Source organism: Aeromonas sp. QDB31 (assembly GCF_027707605.1).
Lineage (GTDB): Bacteria > Pseudomonadota > Gammaproteobacteria > Enterobacterales > Aeromonadaceae > Aeromonas > Aeromonas media.
The window spans coordinates 49,173-71,261 of sequence record NZ_JAPCIX010000013.1 but is presented as its reverse complement, the minus strand read 5'-3'; the positions used below and the strand labels follow the sequence as shown (position 1 = coordinate 71,261).

Sequence of the window (22,089 nt, the reverse complement as noted above, 5' to 3'; positions counted from 1 at the left end):
ATCCTTTGCTTGATGCCGGAACTCCGGCGACAACGACCGTTCGGGCCAGCCTCTTCGCGGGCCCCCGAACCAGTCCGCTCACATGTGAGCGGGCAGTATATCAGCTAGAAAACCGCTTGCGCGTGCAATCTTCACCATTTGAAAAGAGGACTCTTATGGCTCATCACAGCCATGTTATCAGTACGCTGGTTCGCACCGAGAAACAGGCGCTGACCCTGTCGCTGTTCGGCTGCATCAGCTTCGCCATCTTCGGGATCGGCTACGGCCTGTTCGTCGGTTCCAACGCCATCATGCTCGATGGCATCTTCACCCTGTTCAGCATGGGCATGACGGGACTCGGACTCATCACCGCCTACCTGGTGACTCGCCCCTCCGACGCACGCTTCCAGTACGGCTATGCCCACTTCGAGCCCATCACCAACGTCATCAACGGCACCGTCATCCTGCTGCTCTGCCTCGGCGCCCTCTATAGCGGCATCACCTCCCTGCTCGAAGGGGGACGGGAGATAGACCTCGGCCACGCTCTCATCTACGCCGCCGTCTGTACCTTCTTCTGCGCCATCATCTACCGGATCGAGGCGGGCGTTGCCGAGCGGCTCAACTCCGAACTGGTGCGGGTCGACGCCAAGGAGTGGCTGGTCGACACCCTGCTCAGCGCCACCCTGCTCATCGGCTTCGTGGTCGCCATCGGCCTCGACGCCCTCGGCTACGGCCGCTACAACCGCTACATAGACCCCGTGCTGGTCACCCTGCTCGCCCTGTGCGCCACCCTGATCCCCATCAAGGTGCTCGGCCGCAACCTGCGGGAGGTGTTGAAAATCGCTCCCAAGGGGGATGTTTCCCAGCTGGTGGCCAGCGAAATCGAGGCCCTGCGCCTACGCCATGGCATCGAGTGCTACAGCCATCTGGCGAAAAGCGGCCGCCGCTTCGATCTGGAATTGAACATACTGGTGGCCCCGGGACAGGAATGGCCCGTCGAGCGCCAGGATGCCCTGCGCCAGGAGCTCTGGTCCCGCCTCGGCGATACCCTGGGGGATGCCTGGCTCTCGGTCTGCTTCACCCGCGAGAAGCGCTGGCTGTAAGCCAGCACAAGGCGGAGGTTGCCCGGCAAGCTCCGCCCGTCCCTGTCCCCACCGTTGGCGGCATGCATCTCCCCTTTGCTCTTCCTTGGGTGCCCTCTTGCCAAACACGGGATTCCCGTTATCATCAGGGCTCACTTTTGACCCGAGGTTTTATTGCTCATCATGGACAACCCCCGAAGTAGCCCTTCGTCTTTCCCCATCAAAGCCTATCTGTACCTGCTCAATCAGCGCCTCTGAAAACACTCGAGCCTTCGCCTGCCACGGCCCTTGCCGTGAGCGACATCCACTGCGTCTGTTTTTATTGAGGTCATCCTAATGGAATTCTTGCTGGACCCGTCTATCTGGGTCGGTCTGTTCACCCTGATCATCCTCGAGATAGTGCTCGGGATCGACAACCTGGTCTTCATCGCCATCCTGGTGAAGAAGCTGCCCCCCGCCCAGCGGGACAAGGCACGGCTCATCGGCCTCTCCCTGGCCCTGATCATGCGCCTCGCCCTGCTGAGCGTGATGTCCTGGCTGGTCACTCTGACCACCCCCATACTGCACATCTGGGATCACCCCTTCTCGGGTCGTGATCTCATCTTGATGGGGGGCGGCCTCTTCCTGCTGTTCAAGGCCACCTCGGAGCTGCATGAGCGGCTGGAGGCCAAGCCGGAGGAGCAGGGCCCGGCCGGTGTCTATGCCGGATTCGGCGTGGTGATCGCCCAGATCCTGGTGCTGGATGCAGTCTTCTCCCTGGATTCCATCATCACCGCCGTCGGCATGGTGGAACACCTGGGCGTCATGATGGCGGCCGTGACCATCGCCATGGTGGTGATGGTGATCGCCTCCAAGCCCCTGACCCGCTTCGTCAACGCCCACCCCACCGTGGTGGTGCTCTGCCTGAGCTTCCTGCTGATGATAGGCTTCAGCCTGGTGGCGGAGGGCTTCGGCTTCCACATCCCCAAGGGTTATCTCTATGCGGCCATCGGCTTCTCTGTGCTGATCGAGTTCTTCAACCAGCTAGCCCAGCGCAGTGCCCAGCGCCACGAATCCAGGCAACCCCTGCGCGAGCGCACCACGGCCGCCATCTTCAAACTGATGGGGGGCAGTCGGGCCAACCAGCACCCGCAGCAGGATGAGGAAGAGGAGCTGGAGGCACCCCGCCCCATCAGCTTCGGAGAGGAGGAGCGTTACATGGTGACCGGTGTGCTGTCGCTCGCCGAGCGCTCCATCCGCACCATCATGACCCCTCGCGCCGAGATGGAGTGGATCGACGTCAATGACTCCCCGGACGAGATCCGGGCCCTGCTGCAGCGGGCACCCCACAGCCTGTTCCCGGTCTGCGACGGGGAGCTGGATGAGATCATCGGGGTGGTGAAGGCGCGGGATCTGCTGTTTTCCCTCAACGAGGGGCAGTCCCTGGCTGAGCTCGCCAGGCAGAACGACCCCATCATAGTACCCCAGACCATCAACGTGATCCGGCTGCTGGCAGAGCTGCGCCAGGCCAGGGGCAGCCTCATTCTGGTGGCGGACGAGTTCGGCATCATCCAGGGGCTGGTCACCAACCACGATCTGCTGGAGGCCATCGTCGGCGAGTTGCCGGACGAGGATGAGACCCCGGACATCGTCCAGGAGGGGGAGAGCTGGCTCATCAACGGCAGCACCAACATCCACCAGATAGAGCAGACCCTGGGTCATGACGGCCTGGTGAGCGAGAGCGATGAGTACGTGACCCTCGCGGGCATGCTGCTCTCCCACTTCGGCAGCCTGCCCACCAGCGGCCAGCAACTGCGCCTCGGCCAGCTCTGCTTCGAGGTGCTGGCGGTGAGCGAGCGCCGGATAGAGCGGGTGCGGGTCACCCCGATAGGCGCCAGCGCCGCCTGATCTGCCGCAACATCAAAAGAGGGCCAACTGGCCCTCTTTTTCATGGCCTCAGGCCCATTGCTGTGCCAAGGGCAATTCTCTTCTGCAATTACCCCTCTTTTTCACAATGACAATCCCCTCTAGAGTCTCCTCCATCTCAACACGAGGAATTCACCATGAACCACGATCCCCTGTTCTGCCCCCTTCGCCTCGGCCAGTTGCACCTCGCCAACCGCATCGTCATGCCGCCCATGACCCGCTCCCGCGCCAGTCAGCCCGGTGATGTGGCCAACGCCATGATGGCAACCTATTACGCCCAGCGCGCGGGCGCCGGCCTCATCATCGGTGAGGGTACCCAGGTCGATCCCCTTGGCAAGGGCTATGCGTGGACCCCGGGCATCCATAGCGCCGAGCAGGTGGCTGGCTGGAAGTTGGTGACCGATGCGGTGCACGCCAGGGGGGGCATCATGTTTGCCCAGCTCTGGCACGTGGGCCGGGTCACCCATCCGGACAACATCGGCGGCGCCCAGCCCATCTCTTCCTCCGCCATCAAGGCCGAAGGGGTGCGGGTATTTGTCGACAACGGCAGCGACGCCCCCGGCTTTGTGGAGACGGTCACTCCCCGCGCCATGACCCAGGCCGACATCGACGCCGTGGTGGGCCAGTTCCGCCAGGCCGCTCGCAACGCCATGGAGGCCGGCTTTGACGGCATAGAGCTGCACGCCGCCAACGGCTACCTCATCAACCAGTTCCTCGACTCCGAGTCCAACGCCCGCACCGACAACTATGGCGGCTCCCTGGAGAACCGGCTGCGCTTCCTGAAAGAGGTGACACAAGCGGTCAGTAACGAGATCGGGGCCGATCGGGTCGGGGTGCGTCTTGCGCCACTCACCACCCTCAACGGTACCGTGGATGCGAACCCGCAGGAGACCTACCTGGCTGCCGCGAAGCTGCTGGGGGAAATAGGCATCGTCTATCTGCATATCGCCGAGGCGGACTGGGACGATGCCCCGCTGATGGCGGAGGGCTTCAAGCAGGGGCTGCGAGATGCCTTCCCCAACACCCTCATCTATGCGGGAGAATATGACGGTGAGCGAGCCAGAGCCGCGCTGCAGGCGGGCTGGGCCGACCTGATTGGCTTCGGTCGCCCCTTCGTGGCGAACCCGGATCTGCCGAACCGGCTGCGCCACGGCTATCCCTTTGCCCCCCACGATCCCGCCACCCTGTTTGGCGGTGGTGAGCAGGGGCTCACCGACTACCCCGTCTATCAGGCAGAGGCCGCGTCGCTGCTTGTCTGAGGCGACAACCGGTATCGCCACCCTGACACGCGCCCGCCCTTATCGGCGGGCGCGTTGTTCTTGAACATCCGGGCGCTAGTAGAGAGCCACCCCGTGGCAGGCACCATAACCTCTGATCTCCTGGGTCAGCTTCACCTTGTCGGCGAGGCTCAGCCAGCTCGCCTCCACCCCATTGAGGGAGAGACGGCAGAGCTGCTCCCGCGTGGCACCGAGACTGTTCGCCAGCGCCTGGAAGTTGGCCCCCATGTAGCCGCCAAAATAGGCGGGATCGTCGGAGTTGATGGTGACGCAGAGCCCCTGCTCCAGCAGGGTCAGCACGTTGTGATCCGCCATCTTGTCAAACACCCTGAGCCGTACGTTGGAGAGGGGACAGACGGTCAGGGGCAACCGGGTATCGGCCAGGTAGCGCACCAGCGCTGGATCCTCGGCGCAGCGCACCCCGTGATCGATGCGTCTGACCTGCAGCTCCTGGATGGTCTGCCAGATGTAGGCCGCCGGTCCCTCCTCCCCCGCATGGGCCACCACCGGCAGTCCCAGCTCACGGCAGCGGGCGAAGACCCGGGCAAACTTGCCGGGCGGATTGCCGAGCTCGCCAGAGTCGAGGCCGATGCCATGGATACGGGACAGATGAGGCCGCGCCTCGTCCAGGGTAGCAAAGGCAGCCTCTTCGCTTAAGTGCCGCAAAAAGCTCATGATGAGGCGCCAGCTGATGCCAAGCTGCCGCTCACCCTGCTGCAATGCCCGCTCTATGCCGCCGAGCACCGTCTCGAAGGGAATGCCGCGGGCACTGTGGGTCTGGGGGTCGAAGAAGATCTCCACATGCACCACCTTGTCAGCGGCGCAGCGTTCCAGATAGGCCCAGGTGAGGTCGAAGAAATCCTGCTCGGTGACCAGCACGCTGGCCCCCAGGTAGTAGAGATCGAGAAAGGATTGCAGGCAGTCAAACTCATAGGCGGCTCGCAGGCTCGCCACGTCGGGCCAGGGCAGGGTCACCCCGTTGCGCTGGCCAAGGGCAAACATCAACTCGGGCTCCAGGGTGCCCTCGATATGCAGGTGCAACTCCAGCTTGGGCAAGCCGGCAATAAAGTTCTCCATGATGACGGCTCCATCGTCAGCGCCTGATGGTTAAGGCAAGTACAGGCGCCAACGGCGCCCTCCCTCTGCCGTCATTGTGCACCCATCTGACGCGCCGGGGGAGACTTGTCATCAAAGCGCCTTATAATGGCGGCACAAAAAAGCCATAAGTGATTGAAGACATTCGAGGTTGGCAACCACCTCCCCCTACAAGGAGTTCCCATGAAGAAAAGCGTCATCTGCGATATCGACGGCGTCATCCTGCACAACAACGATCTGGTGCCCGGCGCCGACCGTTTCGTTCATCGCCTGCTGGAGCAGGGCAGCAAGCTGTTGTTCCTCACCAATTACCCGGCCCAGACCCAGAAAGATCTGCAAAACCGCTTCCGCTCCGCCGGGATCGAGGTGCCAGAGGAGTGCTTCTATACCTCCGCCATGGGCACCGCCGACTTTCTCAAGCGCCAGGATGGCAAGAAGGCCTATGTGATCGGCGAAGGGGCCCTGACCCACGAGCTCTACAAGGCCGGCTTCACCATCACCGACATCGACCCCGACTTCGTGGTGGTGGGCGAGACCCGCAACTACAACTGGACCATGATGCAGCTGGGGGCCAAGTTTGTGGATCAGGGTGCCCGCTTCATCGCCACCAACCCCGATACCCACGGCCCCATGATGCACCCGGCCTGCGGCGCCCTCTGCGCCCCCATAGAACGGATGACCGGCAAGAAGCCGTTCTACGTCGGCAAGCCGAGCGCCTGGATCATTCGCGCGGCGCTCAACCGGATGGAGGCCCACTCCGACGACACCATCATCATCGGCGACAACCTGCGCACCGACATCCTGGCGGGCTTCCAGGCCGGGCTCGAGACGGTGCTGGTGCTGTCCGGGGTGAGCAAGGTGGCGGACATCGACCGCATGCCGTTCAGACCGAATCACATCTTCGACTCCGTGGTAGACATCGATATCGTCTGATCCCCGTCATCGGTGCCCCCTTGGCAAGGCGACACACATCGTTTAACGTAAGCGCAACATTGTTAAACAAACTAAACGGGAGCAGGACGCTCCCCTCGCCACCCCAAGGACGCACCATGAAGAGCCTGAACGACTGGATCCTGCTGGACCAGCACCCCGTCTCTCCTACGCCGCTGATGCCCGCCCCCGAGCGGATCCGGGCCGGCAACCCGAGCCAGACCCTCTGGAACCACTATTCGGACCCCAGTCAGCAGTTTCACGTGGGCTTCTGGGCCTGCGAGCCGGGGCGCTGGGCCATTCACTACACAGAGCACGAATATTGTCAGCTGCTGGAAGGGGAAGCGCGGATCCACGACGGCCAGGGGGGCGAGCTGCACCTCAAACCGGGGGATCAGTTCGTCATCCCGGCGGGCTTCGTCGGCGAGTGGGAGACCCTCACCCCCTGTCGCAAGCTCTATGTGATCTTCGAGCCCGCCGCGACTTGACGCCAACGTCAACTAGGGCCCTGTCTGCGGCCCTTTTTCATGCCGGCCAGGTTGACGTTTGCGGCATGATTTTGTGCGGTTTTCCCGCTTGCAAAAGGTTTTTGCACTAGGCATTGTGATTGGCGAGGAATGTAAATGGAATTTCGAGCCCAAACGTGGGGGGCTCATATAAAAATCAAGAGGATTACCGCCAATGTGTTCTATTTTCGGCATTCTGGACATCAAGACCGACTCCGCCGCCTTGCGCAAATCGGCCCTGGAGATGTCCAAGCGACTGCGTCACCGCGGGCCTGACTGGTCCGGCGTCTATAGCTCCGACAAGGCCATCCTGGTGCACGAGCGCCTGGCCATCGTTGATCCGGGCAATGGCGCCCAGCCGCTCTACAACCCGGAGCGCACTCACGTATTGGCCGTCAACGGCGAGATCTACAACCACAAGGAACTGGAGAAGAACCTCAAGGTCGACTTCCAGTTCCAGACCCACTCCGACTGCGAGGTGCTGCTCGCCCTCTACAAGGAGAAGGGCCCCGCCTTCCTGGACGATCTGAACGGCATTTTCGCCTTCATCCTCTATGACGCCGAGCAGGACGCCTACCTGATCGGTCGCGATCACATGGGGATCATCCCCCTCTACACCGGCCGCGATGAGCATGGCAACTTCTACGTCGCCTCCGAGATGAAGGCCCTGGTGCCGGTGTGCAAGAGCGTCGAGACCTTCCCGCCGGGACACTACCTCTGGAGCAAGGATGGCGAGCTCAAACAGTGGTACAAACGCGACTGGATGGAATATCAGGCGGTCGAGCACAACGTCAGTGACAAGGCCGAGCTGAAAGCCGCTCTGGAAGCGGCGGTCAAACGCCAGCTGATGTGTGACGTACCCTACGGCGTACTGCTCTCCGGCGGTCTGGACTCCTCCGTCATCTCCGCCATCACCAAGCTCTATGCCGCCCGTCGGGTAGAGGACGATGGCAAGAGCGAGGCCTGGTGGCCCCAGCTGCACTCCTTCGCCGTGGGGCTGGAAGGCTCGCCGGATTTGGCCGCCGCCCGCAAGGTGGCCGATCACCTCGGCACCATCCACCACCAGATCCACTTCACCGTGCAGGAAGGGCTGGATGCCCTGCGCGACGTCATCTATCACCTCGAGACCTATGACGTCACCACCATCCGCGCCTCCACCCCCATGTATCTGATGGCGCGCTACATCAAGGCGATGGGGATCAAGATGGTGCTCTCCGGCGAAGGCTCCGACGAGCTGTTTGGCGGCTACCTCTACTTCCACAAGGCCCCCAACGCCCGGGAGTTCCACGAGGAGAACGTGCGCAAGCTTGCCTCCTTGCATCTGTATGACTGCCTGCGGGCCAACAAGTCCATGGCCGCCTGGGGCGTGGAGGGCCGCGTGCCCTTCCTCGACAAGGAGTTCATGGACGTGGCGATGCGCCTGCAGCCCGCCGACAAGATGTGTGGCAACGGCAAGATCGAGAAGCACATCCTGCGGGAAGCGTTCGAGGAGCTGCTGCCCCACGAGGTGGCCTGGCGTCAGAAGGAGCAGTTCTCCGACGGCGTGGGCTACTCCTGGATTGACAGCCTGAAAGCCATGGTCGAGACCGAAGTGACGGATCAGATGTTCGAGGCGGCGGCATTCCGCTTCCCCGTCAACACTCCGCTCACCAAGGAGGCCTACTTCTACCGCGCCATCTTCGACGAGCACTTCCCGCTGGAGTCCGCTGCCCGCACCGTGCCTTACGGCAAGTCGGTCGCCTGCTCCACCCCGACCGCGCTGGAGTGGGATGCCAAGTTCAAGGAGATGGCCGACCCGTCCGGTCGCGCCGTGATGGACGTCCACCAGCAGAGCTACTGATCCGCAATCGGACAGAGCCCGACCAAACAACAAGGCCCCTCTCGAGGGGCTTTGTTGTTTTCTGCCATTTCATTCCCGCTTTTTTGCTTCTCTCCTTCCCTGTTTGCGGCTTGGCGAAGGGGCTCGCTCGTGTCACATTATTCCGGCTTGGAAGCAACAACGACAATACAAGGAAAAGACGATGAAACGACTGTTACTGCCCCTGGTGCTGGGCACCCTGCTGTTCAATGGTGCCGCCCGCGCGGGTGACCACCTCTGGGCCAGGGGCTTACCCGATTACAGTCAGGGCTATGACGAGCAGCGGGATCCGGCGAAAGATCTCGCCGCTGCCACCATCAGGGCGCAACAAGAGGACAAGCAGGTATTGCTGCTGGTGGGGGGCGAGTGGTGCAGCTGGTGTCAGGAGATGAACCGCTTCCTGGATCGGGAGCCCGAGCTTGCGCACCAGTTCAACCGAACCTTCGTGGTGGTCAAGGTGAACGTCAGCAAGGAGAACAAAAACGCCCCCTTCCTCAAGGCCTATCCAGAATATCTGGGGGTGCCCCACTTCTACGTGCTGGACGCCAGAGGCAAGCTGCTGGAGTCCTTCAATACCGGATTGCTGGAGAAGGGGAAAAGTTACGATGAGGTCAAGTTTGGCAAGTTTATCCGCTACTTTGAGCGCCAGGATGCTCGTAGCTGACAAGCCTTGACCATGATGCAAACACCCCGCACGGTCGCCTGACGGTGCGGGGTGTTTAATGTTTATCACGGGGAAGAATCAGGCTTGCGCATCCGGCTGATTGGCGGGAGCAGCCTTGACAAAGGCCTGCAACTGCTCGCAGTTGGCGACGATGCGCGCGATGGTGGGGTAGTCGTCCAGCGTCATGTTGAAGCGGCGGGCGTTATAGACCTGGGGCACCAGCATGCAGTCCGCCAGGGTCACCTCGTTGCCCACGCAATAGACGCCGGCGGTGGTCATCAACAACTGCTCCAGGGCGGTGAAGGTCTCGTCAATCCAGTGGCGATACCAGGCATCGCGCGCCGTCTTGCCCTGCCCCAGCTCCTGCTCCAGGTAGTTCAGCACCCTCAGGTTGTTGAGGGGGTGAGTGTCGCAGGCGATCATGTTGACTATCTGGCGCACCCTGGCCCGCTCCTCGGGAGCGGAGGGCATCAGGGGGTAGGCCGGATACGTCTCGTCGAGGTACTCCATGATGGCCACCGACTGACCCAGCTGCACATCCCCGTCGATGAGAAAAGGCACCAGCCCCTGGGGATTGACCCGGCGATAGGCCTTCTCTTTCTGCTCACCCTGTCTCAGATTGACCGGGTGCTGCTCATAACCAAGTCCCTTGAGTTGCAGCACCAGACGTACGCGAAAGCTGGCCGATGAACGCCAGTATCCAAACAACTGCAGCATATTATGTCCCTATGGTGGCAGGTGTGTGCCACCTGCCGTGTCGCCTGGCCGACCTTGGCCGGCCAAGGCCTTGCTAGCTCGTCTGACTGGCGCCCCCTTGCGTGACCCGTTGCAAAATGGTGCCAAACAGACTCATCCCGTTGCGATCCTGCATCGCGATGGACACTGTATCACCAAAGCGAAGAAAGGGTGTAGTGGCTTGACCTGACTCGATAATTTCCAGCATCCGCCGCTCGGCGAGGCAGGAGGATCCCCGGCTTCTGTCGTAGTTGGAGACGGTGCCCGAGCCGATGATGCAGCCAGCGCCAAGGGGTCTGGTCTTGGCCGCGTGGGCGAGCAGCTCGAAGAAGTTGAAGGTCATGTCGAGCCCCGCATCCGGCTCCCCGAACAGGGCGCCGTTGAGCTGGGTCACCAGGGGCAGATGCACCTTGCCCTGCTGCCAGTCGCTGCCGAGCTCGTCCGGGGTGATGGCCACCGGCGAGAAGCTGCTGGAGGGTTTGGACTGGAAGAAGCCAAAGCCCTTGGCGAGCTCCCCGGGTATGAGGTTGCGCAGGCTCACATCGTTGACCAGCATCAACAGCTTGACGTGCTCCTCGGCCTTCTGCGCGCTGGTGCCCATGGGCACGTCGTCGGTGATGACGGCCACTTCCGATTCAAAGTCGATGCCCCACTCCTCCGACCCCATGACGATGGGGCCGCGGGGGGCGAGGAAGCTGTCCGAGCCCCCCTGGTACATCAGGGGATCGTGCCAGAAGCTCGAAGGCATCTCGGCGCCACGCGCCTTGCGCACTAGCTCCACGTGGTTGACGTAGGCGCTGCCGTCGGCCCACTGGTAGGCGCGGGGCAGCGGGGAAAGACAGGCGGTCTCATCGAAGGGGAAGGCATCGGGGCAGGCGCCGTCGTTGAGGGCCTGATAGACGGCGGTCAGCTTGGGCTCTGTCTCGTCCCACTCATCAAGCGCCCCTTGCAGGGTAAGGGCTATGTCGGCCACGGCCACCGCCCGGGTCAGATCCCGGCTCACCACCACCAAGGCGCCATCGCGCTTGCCATTGTTCAAGGTTGCCAATTTCATATCGAATTCCTTATTTGCCGATGGTGCCGTCTGGCCGCTGCCAGCTGGAGACATAGTGGAGATCCTCTATCCCTTCGCAGATCTGGCCGACCCCCAGGGCATCCCGGGTGTCGAGCATCACCGCCACCTCGTCGGTGAACTTTTTGGCATGGGCCTGCCCCGCCGCAAAGGCCTTGGGATGGGGGCCGTGAGTGAAGCCGGCGGGGTGGAAGGTGACCATGCCCCGCTCGATGTTGTCCCGGCTGAAGAAGTCCCCGGCGTGGTAGAAGAGCACCTCGTCAAAGTCGTCGTTGCTGTGGTAGAAGGGCACCCGCAGCGCCCCGGGATCGCTCTCGATGGGGCGCGGCACGAAGGTGCAGATGACGAAGCGGCTCGCCACGAAGGTGGAGTGGGCCGACGGCGGCAGATGGTAGCGGTGGCTCATCAGCGGGCGGATGTCCCGCCAGTTGAGGCGCACCACGCAGAGATCCCCATGCCAGCCCTGGGCATCCAGGGGGTTGAAGGGCCAGGTGATGACAGAGACCTGATCGTGGCGCTTGACCTGCAGCGACCAGGGGTTTTCGTCCTGCTGGGCCAGGAAACACTCATCGATGGCGGGCACGTCAAGGGCCGCCGGATCGAAGATGGCGTGGTTGCCCACCAGCCCCTTGTCCGGCAGCTGATAGCTGTCCTCCGTCGCCTCTATCATCAGGATGAACAGCGGCGCGGTCGGCTCGATTCGCCACATGGTGCCGCGGGGGATCACCACGTAGTCCCCCTCCCGCAGGGTCAGATGACCGTAGTCGCAGAAGAAGTCGCCGCCCCCCTCGTGAATGAACAAGAGCTCATCGCCATCGGCGTTGCGCACCAGAAACGGCATCGACTCGCTCAGGCGCCACATCCGGTAGCGGCAGTGGGGGTTGCTGAGGAGATCCGGCATCACCCAGGGGGAGAGGGAGCTCACCGCCTCGCCGAGGGCATTGAGATCAAACAGCCGCGGTCGCAGCTGCCCCTCCCAGCTGCTCCAGTCGGTGGGGGCATGCTTGTGGTGCATGTGGGTGGCCGGTCCGAAAAAGCCGGAGCGGCCCAGTTCACGCTCATAGATGGCCTGCTCGGGCAGGTCGGCGTGGGCCTGGCGGGAGTGGGTCCCCTCCCGGTGGGGGAAACTTATCCAGTTACGCATGGCTGTGTATCTCCCATGAAATGAATACCGGCCGACGAGATCGAATCCCGTTACGCATCGCTCGGCTCCCCCTTCTTCTCGCCCTGCTCGGTTCCGCTCAGCACCCCACGGCGGATCTGATCCAGTTCAATGGATTCGAACAGTGCCTGGAAGTTGCCCTCGCCGAACCCCTCGTTGCCCTTGCGCTGGATGATCTCGAAGAAGACCGGGCCGATGACGGTGTCGGTAAAGATCTGCAGCAGGATGCCATCCTTGGTGGGCGAGCCGTCGATGAGGATGCGCAGCGCCTTGAGCGCCTCCAGATCCTCCTGATGCCCCTCCACCCGACTGTTGACCTTCTCGTAGTAGGTGTCCGGGGTCGGCATAAAACCGGTTCCCCGCCCTCTGAGCGTGCGGATGGTCTGGTAGATGTCGCTGGAGGCGAGCGCTATGTGCTGGATCCCCTCCCCCTTGTACTGGCGCAGGTACTCCTCGATCTGGGACTTGTCGTCGGAGGATTCATTGATCGGGATGCGGATCTTGCCGCAGGGGGCCGTCATGGCGCGGGAATGCAGCCCGGTCAGCTTGCCTTCGATGTCGAAGTAGCGAATTTCCCGGAAGTTGCCGATCCGCTCGTAGAAGTTGGACCAGACGTCCATGTTGCCGCGATGGACGTTGTGGGTCAGGTGATCGATCTCGTAGAGCCCCGCATCCACCTCGGCCATGCGCGCCTGCCAGTCGGGGTAGAAGACAAAATCCACGTCATAGATGGAGCCCTGCTCGCCGTAGCGGTCGACAAAGGAGAGGGTGCTCTCGCCGATGCCGTAGATGGCGGGGATGTTGAGCTCCATGGGCCCTATCTTGCCGACGAAGGGTTTGGCCCCCTTGGCGATGGCGTACTGCTGGGCACGGCCCGCATCCGCCACCCGAAATGCCATGCCGCAGACACTGGGCCCGTGCAGGCTGGCAAACTGCTCCGCCTGGGAGTGAGGCTCGGCGTTGACCACGAAATTGATGTCCCCCTGGCGGTAGAGCCAGCACTGCTTGTGCTTGTGTCTGGCCACCTCCGCAAACCCCAGGGAGACGAACAGCGCCTTGAGGGCGGCAATGCCCTTGAGATCCGGGGCCGTGTACTCGACGAATTCGAACCCATCGGTGCCGAGGGGATTGATGGTATGGGAACGGGAAGAAGAGGTCGTCATGATGCGCTCCTTGCGATGGATTGATAACGAAACGGGTCACACCGGGGCCACGACAGGCAGTCGCCACCGGCATTGTTAACAACTTGTTTCATTAGAAGCAGGGGCGGAGCAGAAGAGAAGAGGCGGGTTTCAGATAGTTTGGCGAGAGCCACCGCCAGAAGATGTAAATAGATTGTGACATTGCAGCCTGAGCCTTGCGGACAGCCCCACGGCGCACCGCAAGGCTGTCAGCTTTGCCTTACAGCCGCCAGTTTTTCACCTCGAGATGGGGCAGGCTGACCCTGGCCTGTTGCAGCCGGCGGGCGCTGGGATTGATGAGCCAGGCCTCCTCCCCCAGCGCCAGCAGCGGCAGATCATGCAGGCTGTCACTCAAGGCCAGCGTGGCGCCGAGGGCGCGGATCCCGGGCAGGATCTTGTGCCGGCCGTGGCAATAAAAACGTGGCACCAGGCCGCCGAGACGATAGTGCATTCGCGAACCGATGATGCGATGGGGCAGCCTTGGCAGTTGCCGATGGAGCTGTGCCCGGACCAGGGCGCGGGGGCTGGCGGAAAGCACCCAGCAACGGTGCCCTTCGGCCAGCAGCAGGGCGCGTGCCTCCCGAAACAACCCCGGCCGGGTGTGGCAATAGGCCCGCACCAGCTGGCGCCAGCCGAGTGGCGAGAGCCCCAGGGTGATGGCCCACCAGATAAGCGAGATCCCCTGACGCCGCAGGCTGGGCACCAGATACACCAGGCCACCCAGTGCGATCACCGGCAGCAGCAGCAGTGGCCAAAGCCGGCGGCGCAGGATGAAGCGCAGCAGGCCGGCGTGACTGTCCCCCGGCGCCAGGGTGTCGTCAAAGTCGGCCAGGATCCAGCCCGAGCCGGGCGCCCCGCGTGAGCTTGTCATTCGCTCAATCCTGCGATGGCGGCGTGCAATTCGGGCAGGAGGAACAGCGCCCCCTCATCCGGTGGGCAGACGAGATCGAAAGCCTCCCCTGCCAGGGTAAACTGCAGGCGCCAGGCGTGCAGGTAGCCGCGATCGGCGGCCGTGCCACCGTAGCGCGCGTCCCCGAGGATGGGGGCACCAATGCTCTTGAGGGCGACCCGGATCTGGTGGGTCTTGCCGGTCCGGGGCTTGATGCGATAGAGCCGCAGCCCCTCCCGCACCGCCACCGAATCGAACCAGCTGATGGCCGGGTTCTGCTGGGTGCGGGCCAGCATCCAGCTGCCGCCACGCCCTTTTTCCATGTCCCCCTTGACCCAGCCCTGCTTCTTCTTCGGCTTGCGATCGGAGAGGGCCAGATACTGCTTGCTCACCTCCCGGGCGGCAAAGGCCATGCTGAGTGCCCGGTTAGCCTCCGGGGTGCTCGCCAGCAGCACCAGTCCCGAGGTCATCTTGTCGAGGCGATGGACAGGATAGAGTTCGAGGCCGGTATCCATCTTGACCCGATTGACGAGCCCGGGCTCACCGCCCTCGTCATGCATGCCAAGGCCTGGACCCTTGTTGATCACCATGAAATCTTTGTGCTGCAACTGTATCCGGTACATCTATAACCCTTTAGAATGTGATTTGTTAACAAGTTGAATGCGGGCCTGCTGGCCACCCCATGGATCCTCAGCACAAGAATCGCACGGATGACGAGATACCTGTTTTGGCTGCTATTGCTTGGCGCCAGTTACGCTTTCCCTGTCCAGGCAAGCGACCGTCCCCATGAACCTCCGGATCGGGTCGTCTTGCAATTGCGCTGGCTGCATCAACCCCAGTTCGTCGGCTACCACATGGCCAAGGCCAAGGGTTTTTACGCCGAGGCCGGACTGGACGTCGAGATAAGACCCGGCGGCAAGGGCATAAGCCCGGTCCAGGAAGTACTCAGCGGTCGCGCCGACTTTGGCGTCGGCAACACCGAGGTGCTGACCGGCTACGCCAATGGCGAACCCCTGCTGGCACTGGCCAGCGTCTACCAGCACTCCCCGTCCATCTTCCTGGCCCGTCGCGACAGCGGCATTCTCACCGTTGCGGACATGCGTGGCAAACGGATCATGATGTTCCCCGGCCATCAGGACGCCGAGCTGCTCGCCACCCTCTATTATCAGGGGCTGCACGAACGCCAGCTCATCCCGGTGCCGACCTCGGTCAACATCGACGATCTGATCGCCGGCAAGATAGACATCTTCAACGCCTACCTGAGCAACGAGCCTTTCTACCTGGAAGAGCGCGGCGTCTCGGTCTCCGTCATCAATCCCCGCAACTACGGCATCGATTTTTACAGCGACATCCTGTTCACCACTCAGGACGAGGAGCACACCAACCCGGATCGGGTGGCGCGGTTTCGGGCCGCGAGCCTCAAGGGGTGGCGCTACGCCCTCGCCCACCCGGCCGAGGCCATCGACCTGCTGCGCAAGGAGTATGGCGTCAACCGCAGCCAGGCCCACATGGAGTACGAGCTGCAGATGAGCAAGGAGATGATACAGCCGCTCTATGTGGAGATCGGGTATATGAATCCGGATCGCTTCGCTCACATCATGCAGCAACTGGTCGAAATAGGGCTGGTTCCAAAGCCGGTGCCACTGACCCGTTTTCTCTATCAGGCCCCCTCCGAGCAGTGGATCTTCTGGCGCCCCTGGTTCTTGCTGAGCCTGGGGGTTGGCAGCATCATACTGCTGCTCGCCCTCTATCTGCTCGCCAACAACAAGCGACTCTACCGGGAGGTGGCCCTGCGCAAGCAGCGGGAGCAGGAGATACTGCTGTTGGCCAGGCGCGATCCCCTCACCGGATTGCCCAATCGCCTGAACCTGATGGAGCAGTTGAAAGCACAGGTAAAGAGCGACAGCCCCGGCTGTCTGCTGTTCTGTGATCTCGATGACTTCAAGCGCATCAATGACAACTTCGGCCACAGCCAGGGGGATGCGCTCCTCTGCCAGCTGGCTCAGCGGATCAACGATGCCATCGGCCATCACCGTTTCTTCGCTCGCCTGGCGGGAGATGAGTTCATTCTGCTGTTACCCGGCTACAACACCCATCAGGCAGAGGAGGTCACCGAGGTGATCCGGCAGGCCATGGAGGCCCCGTTCGTGGTCAATGGCCAGCCCATGCAGGTCGGGATCAGCATCGGGGTCAGTCACTACCAGAGCGGCTGGAGCCCGGAGCAATGGCTCATCCAGGCGGACAGGGCCATGTATTGCGACAAGAACGGCGGCTTCATTGCGCTGGTGGAGCAATCCAGCTGACAGTGCCATCAACGGCGGGGCCACCCACAGCGCTCACGTAACAAGGCCACCCCAGGGTGGCCTTGTTGTCATCTTGTGTTTGCTCGAGGCGGACGTCAGCCGAAGGTCTGCCCCAGGGATTTTAGCTGGCGCGCCTTGGTGAGCAGGATGTCGCTCGAGGCATCCATGTCGTGCATCTTGTTGCTGTTGGTGTGGGAGTGCTGGGAGATGGCGTTGACGTTTCGGCTGATGTCCTCCACCACCGCCTGCTGCTGCTCGGCCGCCGCCGAGATCTGGGTCGACAGATCCACTACCCGCTCTATCTCCGTCAACACCTGATGCAGGCTCTGTGACCCCTGCCGGGTCAGGGTCACGCAGGACTGGGTCTGCTCCAGATTCTGTTGCATCATCCCCTTCCAGCCATTCAGGGTACGCTGGATCTGCCCTATGCTGCCCTGGATCTGCTCGGTCGCCTTGTGGGTACGGGTAGAGAGGGTACGCACCTCGTCAGCCACCACGGCGAAACCACGCCCCTGCTCCCCTGCCCGGGCCGCCTCGATGGCGGCATTGAGGGCCAGCAGATTGGTCTGATCCGCGATGCCCTGGATCTCGCTCATCAGCACCCCGATGCGATCCGACTCCTCCGCCAGCGCCACCGCCGCCGTGAAGGCATGTTCGGCCTGGGTAGCCAGCTCGGTGACCCTGTGCTGGGTATCTTCCAACTGCTGATCGGTGTGCTGGCAGTGCACCTTGGCCTGGGCAATCTGGTTGTCGGTCTCCTGGATGTTGCGGGCTATCTCATGGGCCGTCGCCGCCATCTCGGTGATGGCGGTCGCCACCTGCTGGGTCTGGATGTCCTGCTCGGCGATGTCGGCGCTCGCCTCGCTGGAGGCCGTCTTGAGATGGACCGCCAGATCCTGCAGGGAGAGGGTCGCATCGTCCACCCGCCCGAGCACGGTGCGGATCCTGGCCTGCAGCAGCTTGATGTGGAAATCGGCGATGGCGCTAGGTTCATCCCCCGAGTAGATGAGCCGGGTCAGGCTGTCGTACTCCTCGGCCAGCTGTTGCAGATAGCGGGGGGTGGTGATGATGGCGTGGCGATAGAGGAGGCCAAGCCACAAAAGGGGCAGCAGCATGAACAGGGCCCCCAAGGGCCCCGTCAGATAGGCACCCGCCGCCAGCATCAGCAGCAACCCGGCGATGGCCAGCCCATGGCGCACCGGGCGCAGGCTCAGGCCCGCCTTGCGATCCCCCCGCTCCACCGCCCTCAATCTCCCGTAGGTTGCGGCGGCGACGGCCTTCATCCCGGGCTCGGCCCGATTGCGTACCGACTGATAACCGCTTATCCGCCCCTGCTCGAAGATGGGGGTAACATAGGCGTCGACCCAGTAGTAGCGACCATCCTTGCAGCGGTTCTTCACCATGCCGCGCCAGGGTTTGCCCTGCTTGAGCTTGCCCCAGAGATCGGCAAAGGCGGCCTTGGGCATGTCGGGATGACGCACCATGTTGTGGTGCTGACCTATCATCTCGGCCCTGCTGTATCCCGCAACCCGGCAGAAGTGATCATTGGCATAAGTAATGACCCCCTGCAGATCCGTGGTGGAGACCAACTGTTCATTGGACGGAAAATCCACCTCTTCATCAACGAGATGAATCTGGGTTCTGTTCATGGCGCACGCCTCTTGTGTGATAACTCAGTGAGCGTAGTCAAGCCATGGCGGCCAGGCCAACGCGGCCCCTCAGGCAGTGGGGATGGCTGAGAGGCCTTCCTCTGAATCTATGACGGCGCCCTCAGTTCTCAGCCACCGGACGGCATTCACGCTCCCGGATCAGCTTCTTGTTCACCTTGCCGACACTGGTCTTGGGGATCTCCTGTACGATGCGGATCTGGCGTGGAATGGCCCAGCGATTGATGCGGCCGCTGTCGACGAACCCCTGCAGGTGGGTCTTGATGGCCTGCGCATCCAGGCTCGTCCCCTCCTTGCCGACCACCAGGGCCAGGGGCCGTTCTCCCCACTGCGCATCCGGCACCCCGATCACGGCCACCGCATGGACGGCGGCATGGGCGCTGATGAGGCTCTCCAGCGCGAGGGAGCTTATCCACTCCCCCCCGGTCTTGATCACATCCTTGATGCGATCCTTGATCTCGACCGTGCCGTTCGGGGTGATCGAGGCCATGTCCCCCGTGTGCAGCCAGCCCCCCTGCCAGAGCTCAGCCCCCTTGTCCGGCTCTTTCAGGTAGCCCTGGGCCAGCCAGGGAGCACGCACCACTATCTCCCCCATGGTCTGGCCATCGTGAGCCAGCGCCCGGCCCTCCTCATCGATGATGCGCAAGTCCACCAGCCCGATGGGCTTGCCGGTGCGGATCCGCAGCGGCAGTTGCTCGGCCATGGGCAGCGCCAGCTCCGCCTCGGTCAGGTGCACCACGCACAGCAGCGGGCAGGTCTCCGACATGCCGTAACCGGCGTGCACCAGGATCCCCTGTCGATGGGCCTGGGTCGCCAGTCCGAGCGGCAGCGCACTGCCCCCCAGCAGCATCTTCCACCCCTCGAACGAGGTCTGTCTGGCCTCCTCGCAGTCGAGGATCATCTGCAAGATGGTCGGCACACAGTGGGAGAAACTCACCCCCTCGTCGCGGTAGAGCCGCACCAGCTTGTCTGGCTCGTAACGCCCCGGATAGACCTGCTTCACCCCCAGCATGGTCGCCACATAGGGGACGCCCCAGGCATGGACGTGAAACATGGGGGTGATCGGCATGTAGACGTCGTCGGAGCGCAGCAACGACTGGCCCGCATGGGCCGCCAGGGTGCCCAGTTCATTCAGGGTGTGCAGCACCAGCTGACGGTGGCTGAAGTAGACCCCCTTGGGATCCCCCGTGGTACCCGTGGTGTAGAACAGGGTCGCCACCGAATTTTCATCGAAGTCGGGGAAGTCGAACTGGTCGTCCGCTCCCGCCAACAGGGTCTCGTACTCTCCGAGCAGCGGCAGACCGGTGGAAGGCGACTCCCCATCGGTCAGCCGGATATAGCCGCGCACCGTGGGCAGCTTGTCCTTGATGCTGTCCATCATGGGCAGAAAGTCGTCATGGACCAGCACCAGATGATCCTCGGCGTGGTGCATGGTGAAGGCGATCTGCTCCGGCGAGAGACGCACATTCACCGTGTGCAGCACGGCGCCTGTCATGGGCACGGCGAAGAAGCACTCGAGGGAGCGGTGACTGTCCCAGTCCAGCAGAGCGACCGTGTCCCCTGGCCCTATGCCCGAGGCCGTCAGCAGGTTGGCGAGACGGTGGATCCGCTGATTGAGGGTCCGGTAGTCATAGCGCAGCCGATCTGCGTAGACGATCTCCCGGTCCGGGTGTTGGCGTACCCCGGATAGCAGCAGGCTCTTGATCAGCAGCGGATAAGCATGGGCTCCCTGGGCTGGCGGTATGATCCTTGTCTTCACCATACGGACTCCTTCCGATTCGTGTTTGGGTGCAGGGAGGCATCCCTCCCCTCGCAATGGGGTTAGCGGGCGTCGAGACGCCCGAGCAAGGCTTCGGCCTGGGGCCAGGGGCCAAATCCGCTCGCCGGGTTGAGGTGTCCCACCGCCCCGGCATCCACCAGCTCGCTGCCCCAGTCCAGGGCCAGGGCACGCACCGCCTCCGGGCTCGCCAGGGGGTCGTTGTGGCTCATCACCACCAGGCTCGGGAACGGCAGCTTCATGCGCGGTAGCGGGTGCCAGCCCCCGGCCTGCATGGCGTGGGAACTCGGATAATGGGATGGCCAGCTGGCGTCCAGATCCGGTGGCGTTACCAGCAGGGCGCCACGGATGGAATGGCGACACCGGGCTGCGCCCTGTTGCGCCACCCAGTGAGCCACCATCAGTACCCCGGCGCTGTGAGCCACCAGGATCACCGGGCCGTCGATGCGCTCCAGCGTCTGTGCGATGGCCTCGACCCTGGCCTGGCAGCTCAGCGTGTCAGAGTCTAAAGGCGGCACTGTCACCACCTTCTCAAGCCCCTCGGCGAGCAGAGTCTGCCAATGGTCTGCCACATGTCCACGCAGGCCGGGCACGATCAATACGGTGGCCTCGGGTTGAAATGCCTTCATCTCTCTTCCCCTGTTCAGGCGCTCCGGCGACGGCCGGATGACATCAAGACCACAGTAAGGTGCCAGCTCCCCGGCTGCTTTACCTTGGATGCCATGGAGTTGTCTTTATATGACAGGAGCCGGGTGACCTGAGGATCAGAGGTCTGTGCAGAACGGGACTCGAAAGACCATGAAGTTGGTTGACGGACAGGGTCATCACATGACACCCGAGACTAACAGATCAGTTAATAAGCACTTTCCAACTTGTAAATGAAATGATAAAAACCAGTTAACAACAAGCAACCAGCAGATGAGCTGTCGCCATGGAAATTGCATCATGACCCTCCTTGCCAGAGCCGCCACCCTCACCAATTATCTCGACATCGCCCGCCAGCTGGGCCTCAATACCCCCAACCTGTTGTCACAAGCCGGCCTCAGCGCCTCCATTCTGGATGTGCCCAATCAGCGCATCCCCGTCTCCACCATCGTCAACCTGCTCGAGCTGTCCGCCCGGACCGGGAACTGCCAGAGCCTGGGCCTGCGCATGGCGGAGCATCGTCAGCTGTCGGACTTTGGCGAGGTAAGCCTGCTGCTGAGCTACCAGCCCAACCTGCGCGAGGCCTTGCAGGTCATAGTCCAGTACATTCACCTGTTCAATAATGCCCTGGCCATCTTCATCGAGGAGGCAGGCAAGGCGGTGATCATTCGCGAGGAGATCATCACCGACGCCCCCATGCCCTCACGCCAGGCCACCGAGCTCGCGGTCGGCGTCATGTATCGCTTCTGTGCGGCCCAGGTCGGGGTCGGCGCCAACTGGCATCCCATCAGCGTCAACTTCACCCATGATGCGCCGGCGGACCTCGCCATCCACAAGCGACTGTTCGGCTGCAAGCTGGAGTTTGGCAGCGAGTTCAACGGCATCGTCTGTCACGCCGCCGATCTGGACATTCCGAATCCCCTGGCCAACCAGGCCATGGCTCGCCATGCCCGCCAGTACCTCGACACCCTGCTGGTGGAGACCCAGCAATCCCTGCTGACCGACGTACGCAAGGCCGTCTACCTGCTGCTGCCCATGGGGCGCGCCACCATAGAGCAGATCGCCCGCACCCTGGGAATGAACGTGCGCACCCTGCAGCGTCATCTGGAAGAGAGCGGCGCCACCTTCAGCGAGCTGGTCAACGACGTTCGCCGGGATCTGGTGATGCGTTATCTGCAAAACTCCGGCTACTCCCTCGGCCACATCGCCGACATGCTGGGCTACTCCATGCCCAGCTCCTTCACCCGCTGGTTCAACGCCCAGTTCGGCATGCCGCCGGCCACCTGGCGCTCCCGCAACAAGGGCGTGGTGGCGCAACCAGCACGCGCCGGCCTCGCCTACGGCTGAGACTGCCGAGCATTG

At 62.7% G+C, this 22,089-nt stretch carries 19 protein-coding genes; 9 read left to right on the top strand and 10 right to left on the bottom strand.

Annotation, left to right across the window (positions count from 1 at the left end; genetic code table 11):
* Positions 1-155 precede the first annotated feature (155 nt).
* From PG898_RS14025 to PG898_RS14015, 3 genes are all read left to right on the top strand, one after another.
* Positions 156-1,082: a cation diffusion facilitator family transporter gene (locus PG898_RS14025; RefSeq protein WP_182788588.1), complete on the top strand. Its 927-nt coding sequence runs from the start codon at positions 156-158 to the stop codon at positions 1,080-1,082.
* Positions 1,083-1,397: 315 nt separating this feature from the next.
* Positions 1,398-2,948 carry a TerC family protein gene (locus PG898_RS14020; RefSeq protein WP_005330231.1) on the top strand — a complete coding sequence of 517 codons (1,551 nt, stop codon included), beginning with the start codon at positions 1,398-1,400 and terminating at the stop codon, positions 2,946-2,948.
* 155 nt (positions 2,949-3,103) lie between these two features.
* On the top strand, positions 3,104-4,225 hold the full coding sequence (locus PG898_RS14015; RefSeq protein ID WP_270824412.1) for an alkene reductase: 1,122 nt from the start codon (positions 3,104-3,106) through the stop codon (positions 4,223-4,225).
* 75 nt (positions 4,226-4,300) lie between these two features.
* Here PG898_RS14015 and PG898_RS14010 read toward each other — a convergent pair whose 3' ends face one another.
* Entirely contained in the window at positions 4,301-5,320 is a 1,020-nt protein-coding gene (locus tag PG898_RS14010) for an adenosine deaminase (protein WP_270824413.1), read from the bottom strand.
* 201 nt (positions 5,321-5,521) lie between these two features.
* Here PG898_RS14010 and PG898_RS14005 point away from each other — a divergent pair, with 201 nt between their 5' ends.
* The 4 genes from PG898_RS14005 (at position 5,522) to PG898_RS13990 (ending at position 9,296) form a co-directional block, all read left to right on the top strand.
* Positions 5,522-6,271 (top strand): HAD-IIA family hydrolase, encoded by a 750-nt coding sequence (locus PG898_RS14005; protein WP_005302324.1) that lies wholly within the window; start codon positions 5,522-5,524, stop codon positions 6,269-6,271.
* Between the two features lie 116 nt (positions 6,272-6,387).
* On the top strand, positions 6,388-6,756 hold the full coding sequence (locus PG898_RS14000; protein ID WP_005330238.1) for a cupin domain-containing protein: 369 nt from the start codon (positions 6,388-6,390) through the stop codon (positions 6,754-6,756).
* 193 nt (positions 6,757-6,949) lie between these two features.
* Entirely contained in the window at positions 6,950-8,614 is a 1,665-nt protein-coding gene (gene asnB / locus PG898_RS13995; protein WP_171273670.1) for an asparagine synthase B, read from the top strand.
* A 181-nt stretch (positions 8,615-8,795) separates the two neighbouring features.
* Entirely contained in the window at positions 8,796-9,296 is a 501-nt protein-coding gene (locus tag PG898_RS13990) for a thioredoxin family protein (RefSeq protein WP_270824414.1), read from the top strand.
* Between the two features lie 78 nt (positions 9,297-9,374).
* Here PG898_RS13990 and maiA read toward each other — a convergent pair whose 3' ends face one another.
* The 6 genes from maiA to PG898_RS13960 all read right to left on the bottom strand — a co-directional run bounded on the left by maiA (position 9,375) and on the right by PG898_RS13960 (position 14,958).
* A complete protein-coding gene (gene maiA, locus PG898_RS13985) occupies positions 9,375-10,013 on the bottom strand; it encodes a maleylacetoacetate isomerase (protein WP_270824415.1) in 639 nt (212 codons plus the stop codon).
* A 73-nt stretch (positions 10,014-10,086) separates the two neighbouring features.
* A complete protein-coding gene (locus PG898_RS13980; protein ID WP_270824416.1) occupies positions 10,087-11,085 on the bottom strand; it encodes a fumarylacetoacetate hydrolase family protein in 999 nt (332 codons plus the stop codon).
* 10 nt (positions 11,086-11,095) lie between these two features.
* Positions 11,096-12,247, bottom strand: coding sequence for a homogentisate 1,2-dioxygenase (locus PG898_RS13975; protein ID WP_270824417.1), 1,152 nt, complete (start codon positions 12,245-12,247; stop codon positions 11,096-11,098).
* A 50-nt stretch (positions 12,248-12,297) separates the two neighbouring features.
* Entirely contained in the window at positions 12,298-13,428 is a 1,131-nt protein-coding gene (gene hppD, locus PG898_RS13970; RefSeq protein WP_043129621.1) for a 4-hydroxyphenylpyruvate dioxygenase, read from the bottom strand.
* A gap of 238 nt (positions 13,429-13,666) precedes the next feature.
* Positions 13,667-14,317, bottom strand: a complete 651-nt coding sequence (locus PG898_RS13965; protein WP_270824418.1) for an HAD family hydrolase — start codon at positions 14,315-14,317, stop codon at positions 13,667-13,669.
* Positions 14,314-14,958, bottom strand: coding sequence for a TIGR01621 family pseudouridine synthase (locus tag PG898_RS13960; protein WP_270824419.1), 645 nt, complete (start codon positions 14,956-14,958; stop codon positions 14,314-14,316). Before PG898_RS13960 ends, PG898_RS13965 begins: the two co-directional genes overlap by 4 nt.
* Before the next feature lie 87 nt (positions 14,959-15,045).
* Here PG898_RS13960 and PG898_RS13955 point away from each other — a divergent pair, with 87 nt between their 5' ends.
* Complete coding sequence (locus PG898_RS13955) at positions 15,046-16,638, top strand: GGDEF domain-containing protein (protein WP_226172461.1); 1,593 nt, start codon at positions 15,046-15,048, stop codon at positions 16,636-16,638.
* A gap of 95 nt (positions 16,639-16,733) precedes the next feature.
* Here the strand turns inward: PG898_RS13955 and PG898_RS13950 are convergent, their stop codons facing one another.
* The 3 genes from PG898_RS13950 to PG898_RS13940 form a co-directional block, all read right to left on the bottom strand.
* Complete coding sequence (locus PG898_RS13950) at positions 16,734-18,287, bottom strand: methyl-accepting chemotaxis protein (protein ID WP_270824420.1); 1,554 nt, start codon at positions 18,285-18,287, stop codon at positions 16,734-16,736.
* Between the two features lie 121 nt (positions 18,288-18,408).
* A complete protein-coding gene (locus tag PG898_RS13945) occupies positions 18,409-20,067 on the bottom strand; it encodes a fatty acid--CoA ligase (RefSeq protein ID WP_270824421.1) in 1,659 nt (552 codons plus the stop codon).
* A gap of 59 nt (positions 20,068-20,126) precedes the next feature.
* On the bottom strand, positions 20,127-20,711 hold the full coding sequence (locus PG898_RS13940) for an RBBP9/YdeN family alpha/beta hydrolase (protein ID WP_182788561.1): 585 nt from the start codon (positions 20,709-20,711) through the stop codon (positions 20,127-20,129).
* A gap of 316 nt (positions 20,712-21,027) precedes the next feature.
* Between PG898_RS13940 and PG898_RS13935 the strand changes: the two genes are divergently transcribed.
* Positions 21,028-22,074 carry an AraC family transcriptional regulator gene (locus PG898_RS13935; protein WP_270824422.1) on the top strand — a complete coding sequence of 349 codons (1,047 nt, stop codon included), beginning with the start codon at positions 21,028-21,030 and terminating at the stop codon, positions 22,072-22,074.
* The last annotated feature ends 15 nt before the right edge of the window (positions 22,075-22,089 follow it).